Here is a 21,112-nt window from a genome sequence, read left to right as displayed (position 1 = left end):
ACGCGTCCGTTAATTAACCGAGGTGTTAAACGCAGTGGCCACCGACCGGCTCAGCCTGATCTTCGCGGCGCTCGCCGACCCGACCCGCCGGGCCATCCTGGCGCGGCTCGCGGAGGGCGAGGCGACCGTGTCCGAGCTGGCGGAGCCGTTCGCGATCAGCCTCCCGGCGATCTCCCGCCACCTGAAGGTGCTGGAGCACGCCGGCCTGATCAGCCGCAGCCGCACCGCGCAGTGGCGGTCGAGCCGGCTCGAGGCGGAGCCGCTGCGCGAGGCGACCGAGTGGATGGACCGTTACCGCCGCTTCTGGGACGAGAGCTTCCGCCGGCTCGACGCCCACCTTCGCCGTCTGCAGGAGAACGAGGAGTCATCATGAGCGACACCGATCTGGTTCTCACCCGCATCTTCGACGCGCCGCGATCCGTTCGCTGTCTCGCCGGCTGAGCTCTTCGTCCGCTGCTTCGTTCGCTTCGTTCGCTTCGTCGCTTCATTCGCTTCGTTCGCTTCGTCCGCTGTTTCGCGCTTTCGCTGAGGAGCCTTCGTCATGTCCAAGGTCATCTCCACGTTGTTCGTCTCGGCCGACGGTGTGGCCGAGATCGACCCCGCCTGGCACTTCCCCTACTTCGACGAGAACATGGGCCGCGCGGTCAGCGAGGACTACGACACCGCCGACACGCTGCTGATCGGCCGCGTGACCTACGACAGCTTCGCCGGCGCGTGGCCCGGGCGGGAGGCCGCGGGCGGCGAGGACGCGCCGTTCGCCAAGCAGCTGGGCGACCTGCGCAAGGTCGTCGTCTCGCGGCAGCCGCTGGAGTTCGGCTGGCGCGGCTCCGAGCTGCTCCGGGGCGGTTTGGTGGAGGCGGTGACCGCGCTCAAGACGGAGGCCCAGGGCATTCTGGTGCCCGGGTCGATCTCGGTGGTGCAGCAGCTGCTCGCCGCCGGGCTGCTCGACGAGCTGCGGCTGCTCGTGCACCCGGTGGCCGCCCGCAAGGGACGCAAGCTGTTCGACGAGGGGGACGCGCCCTACCACCTGACGGTGACCGCGACCGAGGTGTTCCCGACCGGCGTCATCCGGGTGATCTATGCCCCGGGGCCCGCGCCCGCCCCGGCCGGCTACGACGACATCCAGGAGCACGTGCCCGAAGGGAAGTAGGGCTTTTTTGGCGGCGCTTCCCGGGCGCTTCTTCAGCTCGCGGCGACCGCGGGAGCGCTTCGCAGCTCGTGGCGACCGCGGGGGCGCTTCTCAGCGTGCGGCGACTCCGGGGGCGCCGAACGTGACCGGGACGCCGGGGGAGTAGAGCACGCTGTCGGGCGGGCGGACCGGCGCGGGGAGGCCGGCCGCGGGAACGAGTTCGTCGTGCAGGTCGACGAGCTCGGCCCGGTGCAACGGCCACCGGGGATGCTCGTTCGGCAGGTGCAGAGTCCGGCCCCAGGCGCGGGTGTGCAGACCCCAGCGCGCGGTGAGGAAGAACTCGAGGGCCGTCGGGCCGGGGATCGGCGCTCCGACGCGTACCGAAAAATCGGACGACGGCCCGGACGGGCGCCGCCGGCAGGTGTAGCGCACGAGGTCGCCGTCCTTGCGCAAGCGCATGCGCGACCATTTGTACGGCAGCCGGAGCGTGGCCTGCGCCGTCAGCACCGGGATCAGCCGCTCGGCGTCCAGCGACCGGAAGACGACCGCGCGCCGGCCCTGACCGTCCACGCTGTAGAGCCGGACGTTCGTCTCGCAGAACGTCCCCAGCCACGGCAGCCCCGGCCCGCGCAGCAGCCCGAGGCCGACCATGCGAAAACCGATCAGTCCCACGTACGTCACCCCGCCGAGCGTGTCGGGCCCACTCCCCGCGGGCAGCAGCGGCGCGACCGTCTCCGGTGGCACCGCCCAGTGCAGGAACGCCAGGTCACGCCAGCTCTGTACGAGCCACGGCCGGCGCACGGGCCGTACCGTCTCGGGAAAAACGTCCTCGACTCGCATGAGTGATCAACCTACGCCTTCCGTATCGTGGAAGTCCCCCGTCACCGGCCCGGAGGACTTCTATGCCGCACCGTCGCCGCCTCGTCCCGGTGGTTCTGGCCGTCGCGGTCATCACCGCCCTCGGCTGTGTCTCCGCGCCCCGGTCGGACCCCGCCGCCGAGCGCCCCCGCGCCGACCCGGGCGCCACCGCGGCCACCACCCTGGACCCCGACGTCGACGGCACGGACACGGTCGAGGAGTTCGAGTCCGACGTCGGCGACGCGCGCGAGATCGCCGAGGTCTACTGGGGCGCGGAGTTCCAGCGGTCCGGCCTGCGCTTCGAGCCGATCGCGGAGCTGATCCCCTACGACCGGGAGGGCGAGGTCGACTGCGGCGGCCAGGGGCTCGGCCTCAACAACGCGGCCTACTGCTCGGCCGGGGACTTCATCGCGTACGACTCCGACTGGGCGTTCCAGGCCTTCCGGCAGATCGGCGACGCGTTCATCTTCTACCTGCTCGGCCACGAGTACGCCCACGCCATCCAGCGTCGCCTGAGCATCCAGAAGCAGTTCACGATCGAACAGGAGCTGCAGGCCGACTGCATGGCCGGCGCGTACATCGGCGACATGGAGAAGCAGGGCCGGCTCAAGCTGGAGGACGGCGACCTGTCGGAGCTGGCGGCGGGCCTGGAGGCGGTCGGCGACGACCCCGGGCAGCCGTGGTTCGCCGAGGGGGCGCACGGGACCGCGCGGCAGCGCACCCAGGCCTTCAGCAACGGCTACAACGACTCGCTGGAGCCGTGCAACCTTTCTTGAGTCCCGTCACACCTGACGGCGTGGCGGGGCCCGGCCGGGGACAATGGGCTCATGACCTCATCACTCCCGGCCGCGGTGCTCTTCGACATGGACGGCACCCTGGTCGACAGCGAAAAGGTCTGGGACGTGGCCCTGCACGAGCTGGCCGCGCACGCCGGCGGCACGTTGTCCCTGGCCGCCCGGCACGCCATGGTCGGCAGCAGCATGCGCGTCTCCATGCGGATCCTGCGCGACGACCTGGGCCAGCCGGACCGTGACGAGGCCGCCGACGTCGCGTGGATCGAGGGCCGCGTCGAGGAGCTCTTCGCCGCCGGCCTCGTCTGGCGCCCCGGCGCCATGGAGCTGCTCCGGGCCGTCCGCGCCGCCGGCCTGCCCACCGCCCTGGTCACCTCCACCGGCCGCCGCCTCGTCGAGGTCGCGCTCGGCACCCTCGGCCGCGACAACTTCGACGCCGTCGTCTGCGGCGACGAGGTGTCGGCCCCCAAGCCCGACCCGGCCCCCTACCGCCGCGCCGCCGAGCTGCTCGGCGTCCCGATCGACCAGTGCGTCGCCATCGAGGACTCGCCGACCGGCATGACCAGCGCCCTGGCCTCGGGCGCCCGGGTGATCGCGGTGCCGGCCGAGCTCGAGCTCCCGCCGACCGACGGGGTGCACGTGCGGGAGTCGCTGGTGGGCGTGGACGTGGCGTTCCTGGGGTCGCTCTTCACCGAGGTCACCGCCTGACCCGCCCGCGCCGCGCCGCCACTTGAGGCGCCTGCGCCGCCGTGCCGCGCTGCCTGAGCCGCGTTTGCGGTCGCCGTTGTCGTCCGAGTCGCACTTCCGGTCGCCGGTTGAGGTGCGCGTCCGGTCGAGCTCACCCGGGAGCCGGCGGCGTCTCGCGGCCCGATCGGCGTGCGGGCCGGCCGGCCGCAGGTCCCGTGTGCGGCCGGCCGGGTGTTTTCGCGGGTCAGTCGTGGGCGATGGCGCCCAGGACGTTGAGGCGGGCCGCGCGGATGGCCGGCAGCACCGCCGCGATCACGCCGACCAGGGCGGCCAGCAGCAGGTAGGTGCCCATCCGGGTCCACGGCAGGACCAGCTCGGTGACGCCGTCGTTCTCGAGGGCGCGGGTGACCGCCGTGCCCAGGCCGGCGCCCACGGCGACGCCGAGCAGGGCGCCGAAGACGCTGATCACCACCGCCTCGACCGTGATCATGCGCATGGTCTGGGCCCGGCCGAGACCGACGGCGCGGAGGAGGCCCAGCTCGCGGGTGCGTTCGAGGACGGACAGGGCCAGGGTGTTGATCACGCCCAGCACGGCGATGAGGATGGCCAGGGCGAGCAGGATCTGGATCATCGTGATGAGCGTGTCGAAGATGGACGCCTGCTGGTCGATGAAGGTGGCGGCGTCCGAGGCGGCGACCTCGGGGCTGTCCGCCAGCAGAGCCTTCACGGCGGGCAGCACGCTGTCGACCGGGATGCCGTCGTCCAGCTTGACGAAGCCCGCGACCGGCTGCGGGATGCCGAACCCGGCGACCGCCGAGGCGGGCAGGATGATCGTGCCGGGGAGGGAGTCCTCGGGGAACACCGTCGCCACCGTGTAGTCCCGGGGCGTTCCGCGGGCGGTCTGGACGGTGACCGTGGTACCGGTCTGCCAGCCCTTCTCCGTGGCGGTGTCCCGGCTCACGGCGATCTGGCTCGCGCCCAGCGGCGCCACGGACTGCCCGAACGTCGTCCCGAGCTGGGCCAGGTCGTCGGTGGCGGTGACGTAGTCGCGGGTGCCGTTCACGAGGACCTGGTCGTCGTAGAGCGCGGCTGCCGCCCGTACGCCGGGAATGTCGCGGGCCTGAGCCACGACGGCCGGGTCGTAGGTCGGCGGGCGCGGGCCGGTCTGGTCGCCGTTGATGACGATCTCGGCCGCCAGCACCCGGTTGATCTCCGTCTCCAGGCTGGCCTGGGCCGAGCGCATGACCACCGTGACGCCGGTGACCAGGGCGATGCCGACCATGAGGGCGGCCGCCGTGATCGCCGTGCGGCGCGGGTTGCGGCCCGAGTTGAGCCGGCCGAGGCGGCCCGGCAGCGACCACGAGAAGAGGCGGCCGAGCAGGGCCACGACCGGCTTGCTGATCAGCGGGGTGAGCAGCGCCACGCCGATGAACGTGACCAGCACGCCGCCGAGGATCAGGTAGAGGTCGGCGCCGCCCGCGTCGGCGAACAGGCCGGTGCCCAGCGCCGCCGCGCCGGCCGCCGTGACGACGCCGCCCGCCACGCTGATCCGGGTCAGCGGCCGGTCGGGCGTGGCCACGTCCTGCATGGCGGCCACCGGGGGGATCCGGGCGGCGCGCAGGGCGGGCAGCAGCGCGGCCACCACGGTCACCAGGACGCCGATCGTGAACGCGGAGATGACCGCCGACAGGGGCAGGCCCGCCGAGGCGAGTTCCAGGCCGCCGCCTCCGAAGCTGCTGAACAGGTAGCCCAGGCCGGCGCCGGCTCCGTACCCGGCGGCGAGGCCGAGGACGGCCGCCAGCAGGCCCACGACGACGGCCTCGAGCAGCACCGAGCCGATCATCTGCGGCCGGCTGGCGCCCAGCGCCCGCATCAGGGCGAGCTCCCGGGTGCGCTGCGCGACCACGATCGAGAACGTGTTGAGGATCAGGAAGATCCCCACGAACAGCGCCACGGCCGAGAACCCGAGCAGGATCTGCCCGAAAAACGCGAGCCCGTCCTTGAGCTCCGCCGCGTTGTCCTCGGCGAGCTGCTGACCGGTTTTGACGTCGTAGCCGGCGCCGAGGGCGGCGCCCACCCGGTCGCGCAACTCGGCGGGGGAGACGCCGTCGGCCGCCTGGACGCGGATCGAGCTGTAGACGCCGGTACGACCGAGCATGAGCTGCTGCGCGACCGGCTCGGTGAAGGCGACTTCCTGCACGCCACCAAGGCTGTCCCGGTTGCCGGAGTAGCCCCACACACCGACGAGCGTGAACTCCTTCTTGGGCTGCAGCGTGAGCACGCTCACCCGGTCACCGACCTTGATGCCGGCGGCCTCGGCGACGGTGGCGTTGACGGCGATCTCGTCCGGGGCGGCAGGCCCCTTGCCCTGCCGGAGCTGCACGAGCTCGTCCTCGCCGGTCCACGCCACGCCCATCCGGGGCGGGCCGGTGGACGTCAGCACCTTGCCGTCGGAGCCGATGACGCGGGCGCCGTCGGCCTCGGCCAGGCCGGTTGCCGTCCGTACGCCGGGAACGTTTTTGATCGTCGCCAGCGCCGCAGCCGGCAGCGGCGTGTCGACCTGCTCGCCCTCCAGCTCCGAGACGGCAACCGTCGGTTTCGCGCTGACACCGACGTCGGTGGTCTCGTAGGCGTCGGCGAACAGCGCGTCGAACGTGCGGTTGAGGCTGTCCGTCAGCACGAACGACCCGGCGACGAACATCACCCCCAGGACAACTGCCAGCCCGGAGAGTACGAGCCGGAGCTTGCGGGCGAGCAGGCTCTTGAGCGTGGCGCGGAACATCAGAGCATCACCGGCTCGCCGTACGTGTCCAGCCGCTTCATCGTGTCGAGCACGGTGTCCGCGGTCGGCCCGTGCAGCTCGTCGACGATCTGACCGTCGGCCAGGAAGACCACCCGGTCGGCGTAGCTCGCAGCGACCGGGTCGTGCGTGACCATCACGATCGTCTGGTTGTGCTCGCGCACGCTGGCCCGCAGGAACGACAGCACCTCGGCGCCGGACCGCGAGTCGAGGTTGCCGGTCGGCTCGTCGGCGAAGATCACGTCGGGCCGCCCGATCAGCGCCCGCGCGCACGCCACCCGCTGCTGCTGACCGCCGGAGAGCTGCGCCGGCCGGTGCGACAGCCGGTCCCGCAACCCGACGGTGTCGATGACGACGTCCCACCACTGCTGGTCGGGCTTGCGGCCGGCGATGTCGAGCGGCAGCTTGATGTTCTCGGCGGCGCTCAGCGTCGGCAACAGGTTGAACTGCTGGAAGATGAAGCCGATGCGGTCACGCCGCAGCCGGGTCAGCGCCTTGTCCCCGAGCCCGCTGACCGCGGTGCCGCCGATGTGGACCGTGCCCCGGTCGACCGAGTCCAGCCCGGCCAGGCAGTGCATGAGCGTCGACTTGCCGCTGCCGGACGGCCCCATGATCGCCGTGAATCTGCCCCGGGCGAACTCGGCGCTCACCCCGCGCAACGCGACGACCCGCGCCTCGCCGGTGCCGTAGACCTTCCAGACCTCGTCGGCGCGCGCGGCGATGGGTTCTGTGGTGGTCGGTGTCATCGTCTCTCTCCCGCTCTGTCGGCTGCTCGCGGCTCAGTCTCTCGATGGGCGCGGTTCCGGACGTCCGCCCTGCGGCGTACACGTACGCGGAGATTTCGCTGGGGGCGCCACCCAGGCGGTCTCAGGGTTGTCCCCGATGCCTTGACGTGACGTCACGTATGACGTCATAGTGACGTCATGGATCTGACGCCGTACCTGGAATCGTTGCGGGCCGACCTGTCTGCCGCCGCCGCGCCCGCCGGACCCCCGGTGACGGAGGCCGCGACGCTCCTGGGTGGCGCCCTCGAACCGGCGGTGCGGCTGACCCTGCTGGAGGCCCTCTCCGACGCGGCCGCCGAGATCACCACGCGGCTCGACGGGCCGGTCGTGGATGTGCGGCTGCGGGGCCGGGAGGCCGACTTCGTCGTCACCGACGCGGCTCCGCCCCCGCCGGCCGTGCCCGCTCCCGCTCCCGCTTTCGTGCCCGAGGATGGCGGTGACCAGGCCCGGCTCACCCTGCGGATGCCCGAGTCGCTCAAGGCCCGCGCCGAGCAGGCCGCCGCCGCCGAGGGCATCTCCGTCAACGCGTGGCTGGTGCGGGCCGTGGCCGCCGCTGTGCCCGCCCGGTCCGGCCGGCGCCTGACCGGTTTCGCCCAAGCCTGAAGGAGTCGTCATGCCCGAGTTCAGCCGCTCCGAGCCCGTCACCCTCTCCCTGCGCCTGCACCGCGGCCACGCCGAGGTCCACGCCGAGGAGACCGACACGATCACCGTCACCGTGTCCGGCGACGACGATCGCTTCCACGTCGAGCTGGACGGCGACGTCCTGATCGTCCACGCCCCCGAGCGCTCCGGCGTGGGCCGATGGCGCAGCCCCCGCACCGGCGTCCTGGTGCGCGTGCCCGCGGGCAGCGCCGTGGCGGCCCAGGTGCCCGCGGCCGACGTCGAGCTGCGCGGCCGCTACAGCACCGTCCGCGTCGACGCGTCCTCCGCGACCATCACCCTCGACACGGCCACCGGCGACGCCCACCTGAAGACCACGAGCGGCGACGTGGAGGTGGGTCAGGTCGGCGGCGCGCTGAGCGCCGGGTCCGGCTCCGGCCAGGTACGCATCGGTGACGTCACCGGTGACGTCATCGCCCACTCGTCGAGCGGCGCCGTGCGGATCGGCAGCGCCGCGGGGTCCGTACGCGCCGGCTCGTCGTCGGGCGACGTGGAGATCGGCGCCCTGCGCTCGGGCCGCGCCGACCTCAAGACCTCGTCGGGCGACGTCACCGTGGGGGTGGTCGCGGGCACCTCGGTCTGGCTCGACCTCACCACGTCGTCGGGCCGCACGAACAGCGATCTCCCGATGACCGGCGCCCCGGCCGGCGGCGCGGCTGCGCTCGAGCTGCGCGCCACCACCGCCAGCGGCGACATCTCCGTCCGGCGCGCCGTGGGTCGGGTGGCGGCCTGACGCTGGTCGTTCCGGCGGCTTCTTTGTCGCTGGTCAGGATCCGGGGCGGACCAGCCCTGTCTCGTACGCGAGGACGACCGCCTGCACCCGGTCGCGCAACCGCAGCTTGGTGAGCACGTGGCCGACATGCGTCTTCACGGTGGTCTCGCTGACGGTGAGGGCGCGGGCGATCTCGGCGTTCGAACGGCCCTTGGCCACGTGGACCAAGACCTCCCGCTCCCGCTCGGTGAGCGCGTCGAGCGCCGGGGCGGACGGCCCGTTCCCATCCGGGGGCAGCAGCTCGGCGACCCGGCTGAGCAGGCGCCCGAGAAGCAGAGGAGCAACCACGGCGCCGCCGGCGGCCACGGTACGCACCGCCGCCACAAGTTCGCCCGGCGGCACATCCTTGCCCAGGTAGCCGGCCGCCCCCGCCGCCACGGCACCGAGCACATGCTCGTCACCGTCGTGCGCGGTCAGGATCAGCACGCGCACCGGCAGCCCCGACCCCGCGATGCTCCGCGTGGCGGCCAGGCCGTCGAGCCGCGGCAGGCGCACATCCATCACGACGACGTCGGGCAGCAGCCGCCGCGCGAGATCGACCGCCTCCACCCCGTCGCCGGCCTCCCCGACGACGGTCAGGCCCTCCACGCCCGCGAAGGCGCTGCGCAACCCGGACCGCAGCATCGGCTGATCGTCGGCGAGCAACACCCGGACGGTCCGGGCCGCTCTGCTCCCCGCCGCCACCCGCACCCCGTCACCCGCCGTCACCCGCGCCTCCCCACGCCGCTCAGGGCGCTCACCCTATGCGATCGCGCCCCGGGGCACTGCCACCCGACCGACGCCCCCGGCAGCAGCGGTGGACCGAACCGGACCCGACGAGCGAGTCGGATGAGCGGATCGAACGCGGCGGCGGTGGGCCGGGCCGAATCAGGCGGGCGGGCCGGGCGAGCGGATCGAATGCGGCGGCGGTGGGCCGGGCCGAATCAGGCGGGCGGGCCGGGCGAGCGGATCGAATGCGGCGGCGGTGGGCCGGGCCGAATCAGGCGGGCGGGCCGGGCGAGCGGATCGAACGCGACGGGGGTGGGCCGGGCCGGTCCTGCGGGGTGAGCCGGACCCGGTGGGGCGGGGCCGTCGTGGCTGTCAGAGGTCGGTGACCCGGCGGCTGGGCGGAAGGTCGTCCTCGTGCGGCGGCCGGGCGACGGGGAGGGCCGCACCGGGGCGCGGGGAGCCGGCGGCCGGAGTGACTGCGGCCTGGACGTGGTCGAGCGCTGTCGTGGCGGGGGCGGCCTGGGCATGGTCGTGCGCTGCCGCACCCGGGATGAGGTGGAGCGCCGCCGTGGCCGCCGTGGCCGGCGCGGTGGGGGCGAGGTCGGGCGCTGCCGGGGTGTGGGCGGCCTGGGCGAGATCGGGCGCTGCCGTGGCGGAGGTGGCGTCGGCGAGGCCGGGCGTTGCCGTGGCGGCGGCCGGGACCAGGGCGAGCGGTGCCGTGGCGGCGGTGGGCTCGGGGTAGGGCGGCGGGGTGCCGCCGAACTCGGGGCAGAACTGCTGGTGGCTGCACCAGCCGCAGAGCCGGCTCGGCTTGGGGCGGAAGTCGCGCTGCTCCTTGGCCTGCTCGATGGCTCGGGAGAGGGCGAGCAGGGTGCGCTCGAAGCGTTCGAGCTCCTCGGCGTCGGGGCTGTAGTCGCAGGCCTCGGCGTCCTTGAGGTAGAGCAGGCGGAGGACGCGGGGGACCACGCCGCGGGTGCGCCACAGGACGAGGGCATAGAATTTGAGCTGGAACAACGCCCGGCCCTCGAACGCCTCGCGCGGGGCGCCGCCGGTCTTGTAGTCGACGACGCGCAGGTCGCCGGCGGGTGAGATGTCGAGTCGGTCGATGTAGCCGCGGATCAGCAGCTCGTCGTCGACCAGCGTGGAGATCAGGCTCTCCCGCTCGGCCGGCTCGAGGCGGTTGGGGTCCTCCACCGCGAAGTAGCCGGCCAGCAGATCACCCGCGTCCCGCAGGAACCGCTCCAGCCGCGCCGCCTCGTCCTCGGCGGGCACCTCCGGCATCCCGGGCAGCACCCCGTCGCCCCTGACCGTCGGACCGGCCGCCCCGGAAGCAGCCGCGCCCGAGGCAGGGGTCGCGCTCGAAGCGGGGGCGGTGGCCGTCGTCGTCGCGCCCGCCTCGGTCGTCGTCGCGCCCGCCTCGGTGGAAGGGGCAGACGCGGATGGCCCGGTGGAGGACGCGGACGGCCCGGCAGGAGACGCGGTCGGTCCAGGGGGAGGCGTGGACGGTCCGGTGGAGGACGCGGACGGCCCGGCAGGAGACGCGGTCGGTCCAGGGGGAGGCGTGGACGGTCCGGTGGAGGACGCGGACGGCCCGGCAGGAGACGCGGACGGTCCAGGGGAAGGCGTGGACGGTTCGGTGGAGAGGGCGGTCGCGGGGGCGGGAGGAGCGGCAAGCGGGCCGTCCACCAGGGGGACGGGCGCCTCGGCGGGGTCGTCGAAGAGGGCCGACAGCTCCGGCTCCGACCCGAGCAGGCGCTCCCACTCCGGCCGGACCAGGGCGGCGGCGGCCTCGGGGGTGCGGGCGCCGGCGGGCAGGTCGAAGAGGCGCTCGAGGACGGCGTGGACCAGGGTGCCCCGGACCTGGTCGCGGGTGGGCTGCTCGGGGAGGCGGTCGATGGTGCGGAAGCGGAACAGCAGCGGGCAGGTCTTGAAGTCGGCCGCCCGCGACGGCGACAGCGACGGGCCCTTGGTCGCGGGCAGCGGCGATCCGGTCCCGGACGGCACAGCGAGATCCGCCACGGACCCGGCCGCCGAGGAGGAATCGGCGCGCGTCGAGGACGAAGCGCCGGGCGCCGCCGGGGACGAGCCGGGCGCCGCCGACGCCGAGCCGGGCGCCGCCGACGCCGAGCCGGGCGCCGCCGACGCCGAGCCGGGTGCCGCCGACGCCGAGCCGGGTGCCGCCGACGCCGAGCCGGGCGCCGCCGGGGACGAAGCGGCTGGCACAGACGAGGAAGCGCCGCCGGCCGAGGGAGACGAGACACCGCCGGACGAAAGGGAGTTAACCGCTTCTGTCGTCATGCGGGTAAGGCTAGGGGAGGGGTACGACATCTCCGCCCGGCAGGCACCGCCCGTAGCATCGACCCCGTGGACGACGACGCGCAGCGCAGGCCCGGCCGGCGGCAGGTGGGGCGGGTGCTGGGCGTCCCGGTGTACGTCAGCCCGTCCATGATTCTGCTCGCGGCGCTGGTCACGGTGGTCTACGGCGGTTACGCGGAGGCTCAGCTCCTGCTGGCCGCCCCTTGGTCGTACCTCGTGGGGCTGGGCTTTGTGGTCTGCCTTCTGGGGTCCGTGCTGCTGCACGAGCTGGGGCACGCGCTCACCGCCCGGCGCTACGCGATCGGTGTGCGGGGGATCACGCTGGAGCTGCTCGGCGGCTGGACCGAGATGGACCGGGACGCGCCGAATCCGCGGGTCGACGCGCTGGTGTCGCTGGCCGGGCCGGCCGTGTCGCTGGTGCTGGGCGTGGCGGCGACCGTCGCCGCGATCCTGCTGCCGGACCGCACGGTGGCCGATCAGATCGCCTTCCAGCTGGCGGCCAGCAATGTGATCGTGGCGGTCTTCAACGTGCTGCCGGGGCTGCCGCTGGACGGCGGGCGGGCGCTCCGCGCGGGCCTGTGGGCGCTGCTCAAGGACCGGAACAAGGCCACCGAGGGCGCGGCGTGGGCCGGCCGGGGCATCGCGGCGGTGACGGCGCTGGCCACGGTCACGCTCTACCAGCTCGGGGTGCTGACGCTGCTCGGGCTGCTGTTCGTGCTGCTCGTGGCGTTCACCCTGTGGCAGGGCGCGGGGCAGTCGATCCGGCTCGCGCGGATGACCCGGCGCTTCCCGCTGGTGGACCTTGCGGCGCTGGCCCGGCCGCTGGTGCCCGTACCCTCGGGAACGCCGCTGGCGGAGGCCCAGCGTCGCGCCGACGAGTCCCCGCTGGCGCGCAAGGCCCTGGCCGTGACCGATTCGTCCGGGCGGGTGGTGGCGCTGGTCGATCCCGCGGAGTCGGCGCGGGTGCCGGTCGCGCGGCGGCCGTGGGTGTCGGTCGACACGGTCGCGGCGGACCTCGCCCGGGTGCCCGCGCTGCGCACGGGGCTGACCGGCGAGCAGGTGGTCCGGGCCGTGCAGGCCCACCCGGGTGCACAGTACGCCGTGACGGCAGGCGAGGATGTCGTCGGCGTGCTGTACGTCGCGGATCTGGCCGAGGTGCTCGAACCGCGCCGCGCCGCACGTCGTGTGCCCGCCCGGTGACCGAGAGAGATGATCAGTGACTGTTCAGGACAACGCCGTCGCAGACGAGACCGTGCCCGCCCACCGCGGGCCGTTCCGGCCGGGCGATCGGGTGCAGCTCACGGATCCCAAGAACCGCATGCACACGATCGTCCTCGAGCCGGGCAAGGAGTTCCACACCCATCGCGGCGCCCTCGCCCACGACGGCCTGATCGGCCTGCCCGACGGCAGCGTCGTCGTGTCCAGCGGCGGCACGCCCTATCTGGCGCTGCGCCCGCTGCTGTCGGACTACGTGCTGTCCATGCCGCGCGGCGCGCAGGTCATCTATCCGAAGGACGCGGCGCAGATCGTCGCCATGGGTGACATCTTCCCGGGCGCGCGGGTGCTCGAGGCCGGGGCCGGCTCCGGCGCGCTCACCTGCTCGCTCCTGCGGGCGGTGGGTTCCTCCGGCGAGGTCCACTCGTACGAGCTCCGCGAGGACTTCGCCGCGGTGGCGCGCAAGAACGTCGAGGCGTTCTTCGGCGGCCCGCACCCCGCCTGGCACCTGCACCAGGGCGACGTGGCCGAGGCGCGCGAGACCGGTTTCGACCGGATCATCCTCGACATGCTGACCCCGTGGGAGGCGCTCGACATGGTCGAGCAGGCGCTCGTGCCCGGCGGCGTCTTCATCGGGTACGTGGCCACGACGCCCCAGCTGTCGGAGCTGGTCGAGGCGCTGCGCGAGCGGGGCGGCTGGACCGAGCCGCGGGCCTGGGAGTCGCTGATCCGCGACTGGCACGCCGAGGGGCTGGCCGTACGCCCGGATCACCGCATGATCGCCCACACCGCCTTCCTCGTGTCGGCCCGCAAGCTCGCGCCCGGGGTCACCGCCCCGCCGCGGCGCCGCAAGCCGAGCAAGGGCGCCGAGGCGTACGCGTTGAAGCGTGCCGCCCAGGCCGCACTGGCCGCCGCTGCCCCGGCGCCGGAGGAGGAAGCCGGGGACGCCGCCGTGACGACCGCCGCCGTGACGACCGCCGAGCGGGCGGCCGCGCGCCGGGCCGAGCTGGAAGCCGACGCCGGGGCGTGACGCTCCCCGGGGCATCGGGTAGTTTCCGTCCCGGACTTCGGACGTGCTGGGGAGGGATCAGGTGGGCGCGATGAGTTCTCCGCCGTTCGGGGGCAGCAACGAGATGCCGGCGGTCTTCCCGGACTGGTCACCGTACGAGGACCTGGACTCGGCCGCCCGCGCCTACCTGCGCGACCCCGAGGTGGCCCTGGACGCCCTCTTCGGGGTGCTGCGCGGCGCCTCGGTGCTCACCTTCACCCTGGAGCGCTTCGTCAACGAGGTCAACGGCGTGTGGCAGGAGGTCGTCATCTGCGACGGCAGCCGCCTGGTGCTGTGGCACGGCGAGGACGTGGCCCCCGGGGACGGCCCGGTGGGGTCGATGACGTCCTCCCTGCGCGTGGTGCCGCTGTCGACGGTCACGGAGGTGGGCTGCCGGCGGCGGCTCACCCGCACCTCCAGCGGGCAGGCACGGGTGGACAGCATCGACGTGTACCTGCTGCTCAGCTCGGTCGACGACGCCGTTCCGCCGCCGGGTGTGGCGGAGGAGGAAGGCCGGGCCGCCGTACGCCACGACGCGTTGCGTTTCGGTAAGACGCTTGACGATGGCGGCCCTGGCCAGATCGCGCGGCTCGAGGAATTCTCCCGCGTGGTCGCGTCACTCGTCGGGCGCCCGACTTTGTGACATGTTCCACTGATCACTTCCGGACGCCGGGTCAGCCCCCGGCGTCCGGGCCCGCCACCTCGGCGCCGTCGCCACTGCGCACCACGTGGATGCAGTCGCCCGGGCACTCCCGGGCCGAGTCGATCACTTCCAGCCGCAGCCCGGCCGGCACGAAAGTGCGAGCTCCGGGGCTTCGCAGCAGCTCACCGGCCCTGTCCTTGACATAGGCAAGGCCGTCGATGTCGAACTCGAAGACCTCCGGGGCGTACTGCACGCAGAGCCCGTCGCCGGTGCACAGATCCTGATCGACCCACACCTCGAGCTGCTCGTCCGACACGTTCTCTCCCCGCAGGTAGACCCGTCCCGACCGTACCGGAGCCCCCTGACAACCCCATGGACGCAACCCCCTCGATCGATCAAGCTTGCGTGACGAGGGTGTTGCACGGGTCGAAAAACGGCTTTCAGCGGTTAGTGTTGTCGGTAGAACGTTCGAGCCCCCGGGGAGGTGGGACGTGGCACGTAGCGACGAGGCGGATTCACGCGCCGCACGTTGGGAGAAAGAGGCCAACGATCTCTCCAGCCAGGTTGCGTTCCTGCAGGAGGAACTCGCTCTGGTTCGGCGGAAGTTGACCGAAAGCCCCCGACACGTCCGTCAGCTCGAGGAACGGCTCGCGGCAACGCAGGCGCAGCTGGCCCGAGTGACCGAGAACAACGACCGGCTCGTGGCGACCCTGAAGGAAGCCCGGGCTCAGATCGTCACTCTCAAGGAAGAGATTGACCGGCTCGCCCAGCCGCCCAGCGGCTACGGCGTCTTCCTGGCCGCCCACGAGGACGGCACCGTCGATGTCTTCACCGGCGGCCGCAAGCTCCGCGTCGCGGTCTCCCCGTCCCTGGAGGCCGAGGAGCTCAAGCGCGGGCAGGAGGTCCTTCTCAACGACGCCCTCAACGTCGTCGACGCGTTCGGCTTCGAGCGCACCGGCGAGGTCGTGCTCCTCAAGGAGGTGCTCGACAACCCGGACGGCGGCCCCAAGGACCGCGCGCTGGTGGTGTCCCACTCCGACGAGGAGCGGATCGTCCATCTGGCCGAGTCGCTGCAGATCTCCAAGCTGCGCGCGGGCGACTCGCTGATGATCGAGCCGCGCTCGGCGTACGCCTACGAGCGCATCCCGAAGAGCGAGGTCGAGGAGCTCGTCCTCGAGGAGGTCCCCGACGTCGACTACACCGACATCGGCGGCCTGCACTCGCAGATCGAGCAGATCCGCGACGCGGTGGAGCTGCCCTTCCTGCACGCCGACCTCTTCCGGGAGCACCAGCTGCGCCCGCCGAAGGGCATCCTGCTCTACGGCCCGCCCGGCTGCGGCAAGACGCTGATCGCCAAGGCGGTGGCCAACTCGCTCGCGAAGAAGATCGCCGAGCGGCGCGGCGAGGAGAAGCACACCAGCTTCTTCCTCAACATCAAGGGCCCCGAGCTGCTCAACAAATATGTGGGCGAGACCGAGCGGCACATCCGCCTGGTCTTCCAGCGGGCGCGGGAGAAGGCCGGCGAGGGCACGCCGGTGATCGTGTTCTTCGACGAGATGGACTCGATCTTCCGGACCCGTGGCTCGGGCGTCTCCTCCGACGTCGAGAACACGATCGTCCCCCAGCTCCTCAGCGAGATCGACGGCGTCGAGGGCCTGGAAAACGTGATCGTCATCGGCGCCTCCAACCGGGAAGACATGATCGACCCGGCGATCCTGCGCCCCGGCCGGCTCGACGTGAAGATCAAGATCGAGCGCCCGGACGCCGAGGCGGCGAAGGACATCTTCGCGAAGTACATCCTCAGCGGCCTCCCGCTGAGCGAGGAGGACCTGGCCGAGCACGGCGGCGACGCCGACGTGACGGTCGCGGCCATGATCGAGGCCGTGGTCCTGCGGATGTACACGGAGTCCGAGGAGAACCGCTTCCTCGAGGTCACCTACGCCAACGGTGACAAGGAGGTCCTCTACTTCAAGGACTTCAACTCCGGCGCGATGATCCAGAACATCGTCGACCGCGGCAAGAAGATGGCCATCAAGGAGTTCCTCACCTCCGGCAAGAAGGGGCTGCGCCTGCAGCACCTGCTCGACAGCTGCGTCGACGAGTTCCGGGAGAACGAGGACCTGCCCAACACCACCAACCCCGACGACTGGGCCCGCATCTCCGGCAAGAAGGGCGAGCGGATCGTCTACATCCGCACGCTCGTCTCCGGCGGCAAGGGCGCCGAGGCCGGCCGCTCCATCGAGACGGCCAGCAACACCGGTCAGTACCTGTAACGAACGCGGGAACGCGGGCGTAGGGAACACTCCCTGCGCCCGCGTTTTCTCATCCGGAGATCTACTCAGCGTGCTGTGCCACGCACGCGCGAGTACGAGTACGGGGCACGAAGCGTCTAGGCTCGATACATGGGCAACGGCAGCACAGTGGCGGGCGGAGTGGTCGCATGAGCGTTCGGCGGATTATGGGCACCGAGGTCGAGTACGGAATCTCCGTGCCCGGACAGCCCGGCGCCAACCCGATGGTCACGTCGTCGCAGGTCGTCAACGCCTACGGGGCGCGGCCGGAGCTCACCCGGGGCGGGCGGGCCCGGTGGGACTACGAGGAGGAGTCGCCGCTGCGCGACGCGCGCGGGTTCACGTACTCCGGTGCGGCCTACGACCCGGCCGACGCGCTCGCCGACGAGGACCTCGGCCTGGCGAACGTGATACTGACCAACGGCGCCCGGCTCTACGTCGACCACGCGCACCCCGAGTACAGCACCCCCGAGTGCACCAACCCCCTCGACATCGTGCGCTGGGACAAGGCCGGCGAGCGGGTCATGGCCGAGGCCTCCCGCCGCGCCGCGACGATCCCCGGCACGCACCGCATCCAGCTCTACAAGAACAACACCGACAACAAGGGCGCCTCGTACGGCTCCCACGAGAACTATCTGATGCGCCGCCAGACCCCGTTCGCGGACATCGTGGCCCACCTGACGCCGTTCTTCGTCACCCGTCAGATCTTCACCGGGGTGGGCCGGGTCGGCATCGGCCAGGACGGCTCCGGGGCGGGCTTCCAGATCTCGTCGCGGGCCGACTTCTTCGAGGTCGAGGTCGGCCTCGAGACCACCCTCAAGCGGCCCATCATCAACACCCGGGACGAGCCGCACTCCGACGCCGACAAGTACCGGCGGCTGCACGTCATCATCGGCGACGCCAACCTGTCCGAGATCGCGACCTACCTCAAGGTCGGCACCACGTCGCTGATCCTCGCCATGATCGAGGAGAAGGTCTTCACCGGCGAGCTCGGCATCGCCGACCCGGTCTCCGAGCTCAAGGCGGTCAGCCACGACCCCTCGCTCAAGCACCTCATGCGCCTGCGCGACGGCCGCCGCCTCACCGCGCTCGACCTGCAGTGGGCCTACTACGAGCGGGCCAAGCAGTTCTGCGACGAGCGCTACGGCGCCGACGTCGACGAACAGACCGCCGACGTGCTCGCCCGCTGGGAAAGCGTCCTCACCCGGCTCGGCGACGACCCGATGTCCTGCTCCGACGAGCTCGACTGGGTCGCCAAGCTGCGCCTGCTCGAGGGCTACCGCGAGCGCGAGAGCCTCGCCTGGTCCTCGCCCAAGCTCCAGCTGGTCGACCTGCAATACGCCGACGTCCGGCCGGAGAAGGGCCTCTACCACCGCCTGGTGGCCCGGGGCTCGATGAAGACGCTCCTCGACGACGAGGACGTGCGGCGCGCGATGGTGGAGCCGCCCGAGGACACCCGGGCGTACTTCCGCGGCCAGTGTCTCGCCCGGTACGCGTCCGAAGTGGTCGCCGCCAGCTGGGACTCGGTCATCTTCGACGTGGGGCGCGAGTCGCTCGTGCGGGTTCCGATGATGGAGCCCGAGCGGGGCACCCGCAAGCACGTGGGCGCGCTCTTCGACAAGTGCGACACCGCGAAGGACCTGCTCGAGGTCATCACGGCCAAGTGAGCGGCCGCCGGCGGGGCGTGGTCCCGCCGGCGGCGCGGGCAGCTCTTCGCAGGGGCGGCGTGGCCCCCTGAGGCGCCGGTGCCGGGGCGGTGTGGTCCCGGCGGCGGGAAACGGGTCAGCTGAGCGAGAAACACGCGCAGCGGCAGCGGTTTTCGTCGTACCGGCGAGGTAGGTTTTTCCCAACCCGAACCAGTGGGTCTTGAAGGGGGACAGGGATGGCAACCCGAGACACCGGCGGTCAGTCGCAGTCCGGCAAGGGCAAGCGCGACGAGGAGATCGAGGACGTCACCACCGAGGCCAACCCGGAGGTCGCCGAGCGCAAGGCGGAGATCGACGAGGACGTCGACGATCTGCTCGACGAGATCGACTCCGTCCTCGAAGAAAACGCCGAGGAATTCGTGAGGGGATATGTACAGAAAGGGGGCCAGTGAGGTAAATGTCCGATTTACGGGGGTCGGATGGAAAGCGCTGCCCGCAATGTGAGCGCTTTCTGCCTTTCACTGAGTTCCACAGCAACAAGCGACGTGTTGATGGCCTGGCCTTCTACTGCAGGCAATGTGCTGCCGAGCGGTCGGAGGCCAGCCGGAGGAAACGCGGCATCGCTCCTCAATGCCGGTCCTCGGAGCCGGTTCCGCCGGGGTCGAAGTGGTGCCCCGATTGTGACACCGTGAAGCGCTTGGACGAGTTCCCCCGGACGACTGCGAAGGCGTCGGGCTATCACACCTACTGTCGTGTCTGCCATAACGCACGTGGCAAGGAGACCAAGGATCGTCTCTATGGCGGCTCGCGGGAGTACCACCTGCGGGCGCGTTATGGGATCGGGCAGGCCGATTTCGACGCGCTGCTGGACGAGCAGGGCGGAGTCTGTGCGATCTGCGGCGCGGCCGATCCGGAACATGTCGATCACGATCATGCCACCGGGTGGGTTCGCGGGATATTGTGCTTCAACTGCAACGGCGGGCTGGGGCAGTTCCGGGACAACCCGGCTCACCTGGCCCAGGCGATCACGTACCTGAAAGGAACCACGTGGCAGCGGGTTTTGATCCATCCGGGCGTCTACCGGATCTCTTCACCAACGCGGGGACGTCTTCCTTCACGCAGTTCCTGACGCAGGCGGCTCCGGAGCTCCTTCCCGGGCGCCGGCCGCTGCCGCCGGGGATGTCGGCCGACATCGCGCCGCACGGGACGACGATCGTGGCGATCGCGACCGCCGAGGGTGTGGTCATGGCGGGCGACCGGCGGGCCACCATGGGCAACCTGATCGCCAGCCGGGACATCGAGAAGGTGCACCCCGCCGACGCGTACTCGCTGATCGGCATCGCCGGGACGGCGGGCATCGGCATCGAGCTGATGCGGCTGTTCCAGGTCGAGCTGGAGCACTACGAGAAGATCGAGCTGGCCATGCTGTCGCTCGACGGCAAGGCCAACCGCCTCGCGTCGATGGTGCGGGGCAACCTGGGTGCCGCGATGCAGGGCCTGGCGGTCATCCCGCTCTTCGCCGGGTACGACCTGGCGCCGGCCGATCCGGCGCGGCCCGGCCGGATCTTCAGTTTCGACGTGGCGGGCGGGCTCTACGAGGAGACCGGCTACGAGGCGATCGGGTCCGGCTCGTTGTTCGCCAAGTCGGCGCTCAAGAAGAAGTACCGCGCCGGGGTGAGCACCGAGGACGCGGTCAAGCTGGCCGTCGAGGCGCTCTACGACGCGGCCGACGACGACACCGCGACGGGCGGCCCCGACCTGACCCGCAAGATCTACCCGGTCGTGATGACCGCGACGGCCGAGGGCACGCAGCGGCTCAGCGAGGCCGAGGTCACGGCGGTGGCCGAGGCTGTGGTCGCGGGCCGGATGGAGAACCCGGGTGGCTGAGGCCCGGACCGCAGACAACCTCCCGTTTCCCCGGTCATCGCGTTAGGAGCACCCACCCGTGGCCATGCAGTTCTACGCCTCGCCCGAGCAGGTCCAGCGGGACCGCTCGGAGTACGCCCGCAAGGGCATCGCGCGCGGCCGCTCCGCCGTCGTCCTCACCTACGAGGGCGGCATCCTGCTGGTCGCCGAGAACGTCACGACGCTGCGCAAGATCAGCGAGCTCTACGACCGGATCGGTTTCGCGGCGGTCGGCCGCTACAACGAGTTCGAGAGCCTGCGCCGGGCGGGCGTGCGGATGGCCGACCTCAACGGCCTCTCGTACGACCGGCGCGACGTGACGGGCCGCGCGCTCGCCAACGCCTACACCCAGACGCTCGGTGCGATCTTCTCGGAGACGCAGAAGCCGTACGAGGTGGAGATCTGCGTCGCGCAGGTCGGCAGCTCGCCGGAGACCGACGAGCTCTACCGCATCACGTACGACGGGTCCGTCATGGACGAGCCCGGGTTCATGGCCATGGGCGGCTCGGCGGAGGCCATCTCGGCCGTCCTCAAGGAGAGCCACGACACGACGGCCGACCTGACCACGGCGCTGGCGCTGGCGGTCAAGGGCCTGGGCAGCGTGGGCGGCGACAACGGCACCCAGCGCGAGCTCGGGGCGGCGCAGCTCGAGGCGGCCGTCCTGGACCGCACCCGCAAGGGCCGGGCGTTCCGCCGCATCACGGGCGCGGCGCTCGAGACGCTGCTGGCGGGCGGCAAGGACAAGCCGGCCGAGGGGGGCACGGACGCCTCCCCGCCGCCGGCTGCCGAGGACAAGCCCACCGTCTCGGCCGCCTCGGTCGACCTCGAGGGCAAGGACGACACCGGCAAGTCCTGACC

General features: G+C 72.0%; 20 protein-coding genes and 2 pseudogenes. 15 read left to right on the top strand and 7 right to left on the bottom strand.

Annotation, left to right across the window (positions count from 1 at the left end):
* Positions 1-34: 34 nt before the first annotated feature.
* Complete coding sequence (locus tag RAN62_RS34465) at positions 35-373, top strand: ArsR/SmtB family transcription factor (protein ID WP_305789082.1); 339 nt, start codon at positions 35-37, stop codon at positions 371-373.
* Between the two features lie 168 nt (positions 374-541).
* Positions 542-1,150 (top strand): dihydrofolate reductase family protein, encoded by a 609-nt coding sequence (locus tag RAN62_RS34460; RefSeq protein WP_305789025.1) that lies wholly within the window; start codon positions 542-544, stop codon positions 1,148-1,150.
* 90 nt (positions 1,151-1,240) lie between these two features.
* Here the strand turns inward: RAN62_RS34460 and RAN62_RS34455 are convergent, their stop codons facing one another.
* Positions 1,241-1,969 carry a YqjF family protein gene (locus RAN62_RS34455; protein ID WP_305789024.1) on the bottom strand — a complete coding sequence of 243 codons (729 nt, stop codon included), beginning with the start codon at positions 1,967-1,969 and terminating at the stop codon, positions 1,241-1,243.
* A gap of 62 nt (positions 1,970-2,031) precedes the next feature.
* Between RAN62_RS34455 and RAN62_RS34450 the strand changes: the two genes are divergently transcribed.
* Positions 2,032-2,763 carry a neutral zinc metallopeptidase gene (locus RAN62_RS34450; protein WP_305789023.1) on the top strand — a complete coding sequence of 244 codons (732 nt, stop codon included), beginning with the start codon at positions 2,032-2,034 and terminating at the stop codon, positions 2,761-2,763.
* Positions 2,764-2,838: 75 nt separating this feature from the next.
* Positions 2,839-3,486 (top strand): HAD family hydrolase, encoded by a 648-nt coding sequence (locus tag RAN62_RS34445; RefSeq protein ID WP_305789081.1) that lies wholly within the window; start codon positions 2,839-2,841, stop codon positions 3,484-3,486.
* Between the two features lie 223 nt (positions 3,487-3,709).
* Here RAN62_RS34445 and RAN62_RS34440 read toward each other — a convergent pair whose 3' ends face one another.
* Together RAN62_RS34440 and RAN62_RS34435 are read right to left on the bottom strand one after the other, a co-directional pair.
* Complete coding sequence (locus RAN62_RS34440; protein WP_305789022.1) at positions 3,710-6,247, bottom strand: ABC transporter permease; 2,538 nt, start codon at positions 6,245-6,247, stop codon at positions 3,710-3,712.
* Positions 6,247-7,011 carry an ABC transporter ATP-binding protein gene (locus RAN62_RS34435; protein WP_305789021.1) on the bottom strand — a complete coding sequence of 255 codons (765 nt, stop codon included), beginning with the start codon at positions 7,009-7,011 and terminating at the stop codon, positions 6,247-6,249. The genes RAN62_RS34440 and RAN62_RS34435 overlap by 1 nt, the downstream gene beginning before the upstream one ends.
* A gap of 177 nt (positions 7,012-7,188) precedes the next feature.
* Here RAN62_RS34435 and RAN62_RS34430 point away from each other — a divergent pair, with 177 nt between their 5' ends.
* Entirely contained in the window at positions 7,189-7,653 is a 465-nt protein-coding gene (locus RAN62_RS34430; RefSeq protein ID WP_305789020.1) for a toxin-antitoxin system HicB family antitoxin, read from the top strand.
* 10 nt (positions 7,654-7,663) lie between these two features.
* Complete coding sequence (locus tag RAN62_RS34425) at positions 7,664-8,443, top strand: DUF4097 family beta strand repeat-containing protein (protein ID WP_305789019.1); 780 nt, start codon at positions 7,664-7,666, stop codon at positions 8,441-8,443.
* Positions 8,444-8,476: 33 nt separating this feature from the next.
* Here RAN62_RS34425 and RAN62_RS34420 read toward each other — a convergent pair whose 3' ends face one another.
* From RAN62_RS34420 to RAN62_RS34410, 3 genes and pseudogenes are all read right to left on the bottom strand, one after another.
* Positions 8,477-9,190, bottom strand: coding sequence for a response regulator (locus RAN62_RS34420; protein ID WP_305789018.1), 714 nt, complete (start codon positions 9,188-9,190; stop codon positions 8,477-8,479).
* Positions 9,191-9,853: 663 nt separating this feature from the next.
* Positions 9,854-10,876: pseudogene (locus tag RAN62_RS41470) on the bottom strand (RecB family exonuclease); the annotation flags it as partial.
* A gap of 12 nt (positions 10,877-10,888) precedes the next feature.
* Positions 10,889-11,209, bottom strand: a pseudogene (locus tag RAN62_RS34410) (RecB family exonuclease); the annotation flags it as partial.
* A 426-nt stretch (positions 11,210-11,635) separates the two neighbouring features.
* Here RAN62_RS34410 and RAN62_RS34405 point away from each other — a divergent pair.
* The 3 genes from RAN62_RS34405 to RAN62_RS34395 all read left to right on the top strand — a co-directional run bounded on the left by RAN62_RS34405 (position 11,636) and on the right by RAN62_RS34395 (position 14,412).
* Complete coding sequence (locus RAN62_RS34405; RefSeq protein ID WP_305789080.1) at positions 11,636-12,706, top strand: site-2 protease family protein; 1,071 nt, start codon at positions 11,636-11,638, stop codon at positions 12,704-12,706.
* A gap of 16 nt (positions 12,707-12,722) precedes the next feature.
* Positions 12,723-13,751 (top strand): tRNA (adenine-N1)-methyltransferase, encoded by a 1,029-nt coding sequence (locus RAN62_RS34400; RefSeq protein ID WP_305789017.1) that lies wholly within the window; start codon positions 12,723-12,725, stop codon positions 13,749-13,751.
* A gap of 70 nt (positions 13,752-13,821) precedes the next feature.
* A complete protein-coding gene (locus RAN62_RS34395; protein ID WP_305789016.1) occupies positions 13,822-14,412 on the top strand; it encodes a hypothetical protein in 591 nt (196 codons plus the stop codon).
* A gap of 31 nt (positions 14,413-14,443) precedes the next feature.
* Here RAN62_RS34395 and RAN62_RS34390 read toward each other — a convergent pair whose 3' ends face one another.
* A complete protein-coding gene (locus tag RAN62_RS34390; protein WP_305789015.1) occupies positions 14,444-14,728 on the bottom strand; it encodes a ferredoxin in 285 nt (94 codons plus the stop codon).
* A 175-nt stretch (positions 14,729-14,903) separates the two neighbouring features.
* Between RAN62_RS34390 and arc the strand changes: the two genes are divergently transcribed.
* The 6 genes from arc to prcA all read left to right on the top strand — a co-directional run bounded on the left by arc (position 14,904) and on the right by prcA (position 21,110).
* Complete coding sequence (gene arc / locus RAN62_RS34385; RefSeq protein ID WP_305789014.1) at positions 14,904-16,685, top strand: proteasome ATPase; 1,782 nt, start codon at positions 14,904-14,906, stop codon at positions 16,683-16,685.
* A 167-nt stretch (positions 16,686-16,852) separates the two neighbouring features.
* Positions 16,853-18,370, top strand: coding sequence for a depupylase/deamidase Dop (dop, locus tag RAN62_RS34380; protein ID WP_369077229.1), 1,518 nt, complete (start codon positions 16,853-16,855; stop codon positions 18,368-18,370).
* Positions 18,371-18,585: 215 nt separating this feature from the next.
* Positions 18,586-18,801, top strand: coding sequence for a ubiquitin-like protein Pup (locus tag RAN62_RS34375; RefSeq protein ID WP_305789013.1), 216 nt, complete (start codon positions 18,586-18,588; stop codon positions 18,799-18,801).
* 236 nt (positions 18,802-19,037) lie between these two features.
* Positions 19,038-19,478 (top strand): endonuclease VII domain-containing protein, encoded by a 441-nt coding sequence (locus tag RAN62_RS34370; RefSeq protein WP_305789012.1) that lies wholly within the window; start codon positions 19,038-19,040, stop codon positions 19,476-19,478.
* Entirely contained in the window at positions 19,397-20,236 is an 840-nt protein-coding gene (prcB, locus tag RAN62_RS34365; protein ID WP_305789011.1) for a proteasome subunit beta, read from the top strand. The genes RAN62_RS34370 and prcB overlap by 82 nt, the downstream gene beginning before the upstream one ends.
* Positions 20,237-20,294: 58 nt before the next feature.
* Positions 20,295-21,110 carry a proteasome subunit alpha gene (prcA, locus tag RAN62_RS34360; RefSeq protein WP_305789010.1) on the top strand — a complete coding sequence of 272 codons (816 nt, stop codon included), beginning with the start codon at positions 20,295-20,297 and terminating at the stop codon, positions 21,108-21,110.
* Positions 21,111-21,112 lie beyond the last annotated feature (2 nt).

It is taken from the genome of Symbioplanes lichenis (assembly GCF_030709675.1).
Taxonomy (GTDB): Bacteria; Actinomycetota; Actinomycetes; order Mycobacteriales; family Micromonosporaceae; genus Actinoplanes; species Actinoplanes lichenis.
The sequence above is the reverse complement of the archived record's forward strand: the minus strand, read 5'-3'. Positions and strand labels throughout refer to the sequence as shown.

Coding starts and splice junctions, on each gene's coding strand:
- RAN62_RS34460 (WP_305789025.1), top strand. CDS start 542: ATGTCCAAGGTCATCTCCACGTTGTTCGTCTCGGCCGACGGTGTGGCC.
- RAN62_RS34455 (WP_305789024.1), bottom strand. CDS start 1,969: ATGCGAGTCGAGGACGTTTTTCCCGAGACGGTACGGCCCGTGCGCCGG.
- RAN62_RS34450 (WP_305789023.1), top strand. CDS start 2,032: ATGCCGCACCGTCGCCGCCTCGTCCCGGTGGTTCTGGCCGTCGCGGTC.
- RAN62_RS34440 (WP_305789022.1), bottom strand. CDS start 6,247: ATGTTCCGCGCCACGCTCAAGAGCCTGCTCGCCCGCAAGCTCCGGCTC.
- RAN62_RS34435 (WP_305789021.1), bottom strand. CDS start 7,011: ATGACACCGACCACCACAGAACCCATCGCCGCGCGCGCCGACGAGGTC.
- RAN62_RS34430 (WP_305789020.1), top strand. CDS start 7,189: ATGGATCTGACGCCGTACCTGGAATCGTTGCGGGCCGACCTGTCTGCC.
- RAN62_RS34425 (WP_305789019.1), top strand. CDS start 7,664: ATGCCCGAGTTCAGCCGCTCCGAGCCCGTCACCCTCTCCCTGCGCCTG.
- RAN62_RS34405 (WP_305789080.1), top strand. CDS start 11,636: ATGATTCTGCTCGCGGCGCTGGTCACGGTGGTCTACGGCGGTTACGCG.
- RAN62_RS34395 (WP_305789016.1), top strand. CDS start 13,822: ATGAGTTCTCCGCCGTTCGGGGGCAGCAACGAGATGCCGGCGGTCTTC.
- dop (WP_369077229.1), top strand. CDS start 16,853: ATGAGCGTTCGGCGGATTATGGGCACCGAGGTCGAGTACGGAATCTCC.
- RAN62_RS34375 (WP_305789013.1), top strand. CDS start 18,586: ATGGCAACCCGAGACACCGGCGGTCAGTCGCAGTCCGGCAAGGGCAAG.